General features: G+C 48.4%; 8 protein-coding genes. 1 reads left to right on the top strand and 7 read right to left on the bottom strand.

What is annotated here, in order from left to right; genetic code table 11:
- Positions 1-610: 610 nt before the first annotated feature.
- The 7 genes from QUB14_RS06165 to groES all read right to left on the bottom strand — a co-directional run bounded on the left by QUB14_RS06165 (position 611) and on the right by groES (position 5299).
- The gene (locus QUB14_RS06165) at positions 611-1039 is read right to left on the bottom strand and encodes a hypothetical protein (protein WP_333215922.1); all 429 of its coding nucleotides are present in this window, start codon (positions 1037-1039) and stop codon (positions 611-613) included.
- Entirely contained in the window at positions 1036-1698 is a 663-nt protein-coding gene (locus tag QUB14_RS06160) for a glutathione S-transferase family protein (protein ID WP_333215920.1), read from the bottom strand. Before QUB14_RS06160 ends, QUB14_RS06165 begins: the two co-directional genes overlap by 4 nt.
- An 89-nt stretch (positions 1699-1787) precedes the next feature.
- Entirely contained in the window at positions 1788-2114 is a 327-nt protein-coding gene (locus QUB14_RS06155) for a hypothetical protein (protein WP_333215918.1), read from the bottom strand.
- Between the two features lie 41 nt (positions 2115-2155).
- A complete protein-coding gene (locus tag QUB14_RS06150; RefSeq protein ID WP_333215917.1) occupies positions 2156-2416 on the bottom strand; it encodes a hypothetical protein in 261 nt (86 codons plus the stop codon).
- 246 nt (positions 2417-2662) lie between these two features.
- Entirely contained in the window at positions 2663-3001 is a 339-nt protein-coding gene (locus QUB14_RS06145) for a flavoredoxin (protein ID WP_333215915.1), read from the bottom strand.
- 204 nt (positions 3002-3205) lie between these two features.
- Complete coding sequence (gene groL / locus QUB14_RS06140; protein ID WP_333215913.1) at positions 3206-4849, bottom strand: chaperonin GroEL; 1644 nt, start codon at positions 4847-4849, stop codon at positions 3206-3208.
- 138 nt (positions 4850-4987) lie between these two features.
- A complete protein-coding gene (gene groES / locus QUB14_RS06135; RefSeq protein ID WP_333100012.1) occupies positions 4988-5299 on the bottom strand; it encodes a co-chaperone GroES in 312 nt (103 codons plus the stop codon).
- 264 nt (positions 5300-5563) lie between these two features.
- On the opposite strand from groES, the gene QUB14_RS06130 reads away from it, so the two are divergent.
- The gene (locus QUB14_RS06130; RefSeq protein WP_333215911.1) at positions 5564-5989 is read left to right on the top strand and encodes a ferredoxin; all 426 of its coding nucleotides are present in this window, start codon (positions 5564-5566) and stop codon (positions 5987-5989) included.
- The last annotated feature ends 11 nt before the right edge of the window (positions 5990-6000 follow it).

The following is a 6000-nucleotide window of genomic DNA, read 5'->3' as shown; positions in this document are numbered from 1 at the left end:
CCAGCACCAGCACCAGCACCAGCACCAGCACCAGCACCAGCACCAGCACCAGCACCAGCACCAGCACCAGCACCAGCACCAGCGCCAGCACCAGCACCAGCACCAGCAACGGGTCCCGTAAGTCTGTGCCGCCAAGTAGAACCTCGCGTAGCGCCGAGGGGTCTAGCTATCCGCACCGAGCCTTCAAAGACTGCTGCGGTTAAAGGTGGCGTAGCTGCTAACGGTCAAGTAACGCTTGTGCCGAACTTCCAGTTAGTGAGAGATAAGAATGGAGAAGACCGCAATTGGGTTGAGATTTCAGCCCCTGTGGCCGGATTCATCTCGGCTGGAAATTTGATCATGTGCAAGTAAACTTCTGAATTCGATCGCTCTTTTTGACTAAAAGAGCGATCGACACCAAACATAGTTTTAAGATTGTCGCGCAGCCTGGGAACAACGCCCAGCTCAGACTGCTTCTGGGGCTTACGAATGAATAACTTATTTCTATCGGGAAGCAGCGGTAGCGAATCTTTCTGTGCCTCTGTTTTTCGTGAGTAGCGTCAAGTCCTAGCTTGGTTCCTCGCAACGCACGCGGGAGGAATGAATTTAAGCAAAAAGCCGATCGACCTTTCTACTGACAGCGGCCGCTTGCCCAATCTTGGTGTCCGCGATTTGGTTGACACTTGGATTGTCGGCCAATCCAGACAATTTCCCACTTATTTTGCCTGAGTCTGAGTTCGATGCGGTGTCGCATTGTAGCAACAGAATCGTCAGCTAAACCGACCACGGTTTGGACAATTACCGCTGTTTCTCGCGTGGGATATTCAACCGAAATTTGGTCGCTTTTTCTGCCTTCAGATTCTGTGTCTCTGCTAAAGAGTTTTGCTGCGATATCTTTGGGATTGGAGACGGTAATTTTGCGATCGGCAACGAACTGTTTAGCGTTAATTGCTTCGTAGTTCGATCGGGCTGCGGGCTGCCCCATTGCTGCGATGGGAATTTGGATGCAGGTGAAAACAGCTAGGAAAAAGAGCGATCGCTTCACAATTGATTGGTTCATGAGGCTTCAGATTGTGCGAGAAACTTTTGTCTTCGAGAGGCGAAAGCCGCCAAGTCTGCCTCGGTGAATTGAGTTTGCTGCCATGAGGGGCGGGCCAGCAGTCGATCGCACCAAGCTTGAATTTTAGGATAGCCGTCTAGGGACACACCAACCCAAGATAGCAAGGGTACGACGGTGCCGGCAACGCACTCGGCAAACGTGACACTGTTGCTAGCGAAAAAAGGGCGATCGTCCAACAAACCTTCAAAAAATGTCAACACAGTATCGATTTTTTCCTTAGCCTTTTCGATTTCCTGCGCTTGGGGAGTTTCCCATCCCATTATTTCACTGCTTAGGGGGTAAAGTTGCGGTAGAAGTTCGTTAACCGTGACCAATTCCACCATCCTCACAACTGCCAAATCTTTCGGTTCTTTTGGCAGCATTGCCGGTTCGGGATACTTCGTTTCTAGATAGTCAAGAATTGCTAGAGACTCGACGACTGTGAAGTCATCATCGACCAAAACAGGGATGCGGTGAAAAGGATTTATTGCGACAAACTCAGGCTGCAAGTGATCGCCGTCCAAGTGGATTTCTACTAATTCAAAGTCGAGGTTTTTTTCTAAGAGGGCGATCCAGACGCGGCGAGAGTTCGGGGAAATGGGGGTGTGATAAAGTTTCATAAATGGTGTGCCTGGTTATTGAGAGGTAATAAAAGCCACCTTTTGATTGTGCACTTAGGCGGATCAGTTTTTGCTGCCTTCTCTCAAAGTTATTCGAGAGCTTGATATGAAATTACTCTGAGCCGTTTACAAGCCTCCGCCGCCGTCATCGCCTCGGTAGTTTCCCACTCTGCAAAAGTCTCTTCTAGGGCTTCAGATAGCGCTTGTTCATAAGCGATATTTTCCCGTCCAGTATGCTGCTCTAAACTTGTCCTCATGTCTGCGATGAGAAGCTCTAAAAATTTAATATCATTCCCTATATCGGCCGCCTCATCCTCATCTACCTCTTCAATTACTTGCCAACGTTCTTGATAGGCATTTATTTTATGTTCAATGGCTTTTATAATAAATCTTAAATTTTTAAAGGATAGATTCATATTATTTCCCTTCCCAAGGACGAATATTTAGCAATCCCTAACTAGACGGTTGCTTGAAGAAGCATATCCTCTACTTGTCTAATTTGCTCCCAATCAATTACTGCAACCCAAAGACTTTCCTCTTCAGAATATTGCACCACGCCATCCACTTCTAATTCTTCGCTATAGAGGGTGAGCAATTGACCATTTTGCAATTTAATATTTTGGCGACTCAAATCTTCAATTGTACCAACACAGTTCAGACGAAGGCGACTCTGTTTATCAGCATTATGAAAGTCTGCAAAGATTCTAGGAGAACTCATATTTATTACTACACTTGAGATGATTTTTTTGATGTGGGAGTTACGGAAATGACACACTTAGATGAGCTTGTAGGGTGCGTCAGACGAAGCGATGGATTAATCCAGGGTTTGAACATCTGACGCACCCTACTCTATGTGCTAGCTTGTAGGGTGCGTCAGAGGAAGTGATCGATTAATCCAGGGTTTGAACATCTGACGCACCCTGCTCTGTGTGCTTTTTGAAGTTAGACTCTATGTGCCAGTTGCTTAAGTCCTAGATGGGTTAGGGATAGTTGGTGTCAGCAGAAGACTTGCTTTTTCTGGTGTTAAGCCAGTGAGAGTTGCATGATTTAAACTTCTGCCAGAAGTACGGATGACATCTCCACCTTCCGAGCGAACCTTACCCACCGTGGTAACACCCACTTGTCCATGAGGAATTGCTAACGCTAATTCTGCTATAGACAATTCTACTGCACATTCTATAGAAATTCCTGTGATGCCACTGGGGTGGGTTCGTATGGCACGTTGAATATCTTCTGGACTATTACGGCCACCACGAACTACTAAGGCTTCGTCGGGAATTCTCTCTACTGTTGTTTTAGGCATCTTTAATCTTCTGAAATGTCAAAATTTAACGGTCACGCAGGGTTAGGTTTTTAGGTATAACCTCGCGTTTGAGTACAGAGGCACGGGGCCCTTATAGATTGTGCGTTTAGTTAATTTCGCTTCAGAGTTAAAGTTATGCCTACAGTAAAAGCACTTCCCAAAATAATAGGGCAGGCCCAAAAGCCCGCCCTATCAAACTATCGATTAGTAATCGAAGTCGCCGCCACCCATGCCGCCGCCAGCGCCAGCAGCAGCAGCGCCATCCTTCGGTTCAGGCTTGTCAACGACGATGCACTCGGTTGTCAGCACCATACCAGCAATAGATGCGGCATTTTGCAGAGCAGAACGAGTCACCTTCGCAGGGTCAACGATTCCAGCTTCAAACATATCGACAAACTCATTTGTCGCTGCGTTGAAACCGACGTTGAACGGCTTTTCTTTGACGCGCTCAGCAATCACAGCGCCATTCAAACCAGCATTTTCAGCAATCCGCTTCAGAGGAGCAGCCAGAGCCCGTGCCACAATCAAAGCACCAGTCAACTCTTCGCCGTGGAGACTGCCATTTGCCCACTCTTCCAATTGAGGAGTCAGGTGAGCCAAAGTTGTACCGCCACCAGGAACAATTCCTTCTTCTACAGCAGCTTTGGTAGCGTTGATCGCATCTTCAAGACGCAGTTTGCGATCCTTCATTTCTGTTTCGGTAGCCGCGCCGACTTTGATGACTGCGACGCCGCCAGCCAATTTGGCCAAACGTTCTTGCAGCTTCTCTTTGTCGTAGGAAGATTCGGTTTCGTCCATTTGACGGCGAATTTGTTCGCAGCGGGACTTAACGGCAGCTTCGTTACCTTCGGCAACAATTGTGGTGCTGTCTTTGGTGATGGTGATGCGGCGGGCTTTGCCGATCATGTCGAGCTTGGTATTTTCCAGTTTCAAACCGGCGTCTTCGGTGATTAGTTGACCGCCGGTCAATACGGCGATATCTTCTAACATGGCTTTGCGTCGATCGCCAAAACCGGGTGCTTTAACAGCAGTCACGTTCAACACACCGCGCAGTTTGTTGACAACGAGGGTAGCTAAAGCTTCTTTCTCAATGTCTTCTGCAATGATCAACAGCGGGCGGCCAGAACGAGCTACTTGTTCGAGCACGGGTACTAAATCTTGTACCAGAGCAATTTTCTTGTCTGTCAGCAAGATGAAAGGTTCTTCTAGAATCGCTTCCATCCGTTCGGTGTCGGTGACGAAGTAGGGAGAAATGTAGCCTTTGTCGAAGCGCATCCCTTCGGTGATTTCCAATTCGGTGGTCATAGACTTCCCTTCTTCCAGGGAAATCACGCCTTCTTTGCCCACCTTGTCCATTGCGTTGGCAATCATTTGGCCGACTTCATCGTCGTTACCAGCAGAGATGGAGCCGACTTGAGCGATGGCTTTGGAATCTTCTACTTGTTTGGCGTGTTCGGCAATTTTTTCTACCAAAAACGTGGTTGCTTTGTCAACACCGCGCTTGAGGGCGATCGCATTTGCGCCGGCTGCTACGTTACGCAGACCTTCTTTGACCATTGCGTGAGCCAAAACGGTAGCAGTTGTGGTACCGTCGCCTGCTGCGTCGTTGGTTTTGGAAGCTGCTTGACGGATCAGGGCAACGCCTGTATTTTCTACGTGGTCTTCTAGTTCGATTTCTTTGGCGATGGTAACACCGTCATTGACGATCTGAGGAGCTCCGAATTTCTTTTCGAGAACCACGTTACGGCCTTTGGGGCCGAGGGTTACGGCCACTGCTTCGGCCAGAATGTCCATACCGCGTTCGAGGGCGCGACGTGCATTTTCGTTGTAGATGATACGCTTAGCCATAGTTTTTGGGGATGAGAGGGTTTTAGATTTTGGATTGGGGATGATGGATTTTAGTCATTTGTCCCGTGTCATTAGTTGTTTGGCGGCGTTCGCTTTAAACTAATGACTGATGACTAAGGACTGATGACTAATGATTAATTAGTTAACGATCGCCAGAATGTCTTTTTCTGCAAGCAAGACGTATTCGTCTGTGCCGAGTTTGATGTCGGTGCCGGCGTACTTCGAGTAGAGAACTTTGTCGCCGACTTTGACTTCCATTTCAGTGCGAGTGCCGTCGTCATTGCGCTTGCCAGGGCCCACGGCCGCGACTTCGCCTACTTGGGGCTTTTCTTTCGCTGTGTCGGGCAGAAGGATGCCGCCGGCGGTTTTTTCTTCGCTAGCGCTTACTTTCACGAACACGCGCTCGCCTAACGGTTTAACGGTAGAAACACTCAGTGATACTGCTGCCATAAATAAATCTCCAGATTACAGATTGTCGTGAGTCAGTCGTCAGGGGTCACGATGAAAGCAACAGCGGACTACTTACAACTGACATATTAGCACTCTCGACTCCTGAGTGCTAATTTAGCTTTAGTCAGGGTCGATCGCAACTTAGTTGTCAGTACGGGTTCCCGAACCGACCATGAGTGGGCGCTCCGGAGAGGGGGAAGCGGGAGTGGGGGCTGTGGTGATGACTTTCGATCGCTAACCAATTACTGTTGACGAATGAATAAAATGCTTGAAAATAACGATGAATCTTGCAGCCAAGGCTTGAGCGCTTGCGTCCAAAGCCTGGGAATCGCTCAAATCGAGCGACATATTTTTATCTGTGCTGACCAAACCGTGCCCAAGTGCTGCGATCGGCAAACCAGTCTGGAGGCGTGGAATTACTTAAAAAAACGCTTGCAAGAATTGGGATTGGACAAGCCAAGTGCCGATCGACCAACCTGCGTCTTTCGCACGAAAGCCAATTGCCTGCGAGTGTGCGCGTCTGGCCCGATTATGGTAGTCTATCCAGACGGAGTGTGGTATCGCGACGTTACTCCACCCGTCATTGAGAGAATTATTCAGGAACATCTCCTAAACTCAAAGGTAGTTCAAGAATACGCTTTCTTGATTCATCCTTTGCCTGTGCCTCGTGAGGCGGAGCCAAACATTTAAGTGTAGCGCTG

Origin of the sequence: Microcoleus sp. B3-D2 (genome assembly GCF_036705345.1) — a bacterium.
In the GTDB taxonomy this organism is placed as follows: Bacteria; Cyanobacteriota; Cyanobacteriia; order Cyanobacteriales; family Microcoleaceae; genus Microcoleus.
Note: the sequence above shows the minus strand (reverse complement) of the source record. Positions and strands in the feature narration are given on the sequence as shown.

Bases quoted from the DNA above. Each gene is read 5' to 3' on its own strand.
- QUB14_RS06165 (WP_333215922.1), bottom strand. From the start codon at position 1,039: ATGAACCAATCAATTGTGAAGCGATCGCTCTTTTTCCTAGCTGTTTTC.
- QUB14_RS06160 (WP_333215920.1), bottom strand. From the start codon at position 1,698: ATGAAACTTTATCACACCCCCATTTCCCCGAACTCTCGCCGCGTCTGG.
- QUB14_RS06155 (WP_333215918.1), bottom strand. From the start codon at position 2,114: ATGAATCTATCCTTTAAAAATTTAAGATTTATTATAAAAGCCATTGAA.
- QUB14_RS06150 (WP_333215917.1), bottom strand. From the start codon at position 2,416: ATGAGTTCTCCTAGAATCTTTGCAGACTTTCATAATGCTGATAAACAG.
- QUB14_RS06145 (WP_333215915.1), bottom strand. From the start codon at position 3,001: ATGCCTAAAACAACAGTAGAGAGAATTCCCGACGAAGCCTTAGTAGTT.
- groL (WP_333215913.1), bottom strand. From the start codon at position 4,849: ATGGCTAAGCGTATCATCTACAACGAAAATGCACGTCGCGCCCTCGAA.
- groES (WP_333100012.1), bottom strand. From the start codon at position 5,299: ATGGCAGCAGTATCACTGAGTGTTTCTACCGTTAAACCGTTAGGCGAG.
- QUB14_RS06130 (WP_333215911.1), top strand. From the start codon at position 5,564: ATGCTTGAAAATAACGATGAATCTTGCAGCCAAGGCTTGAGCGCTTGC.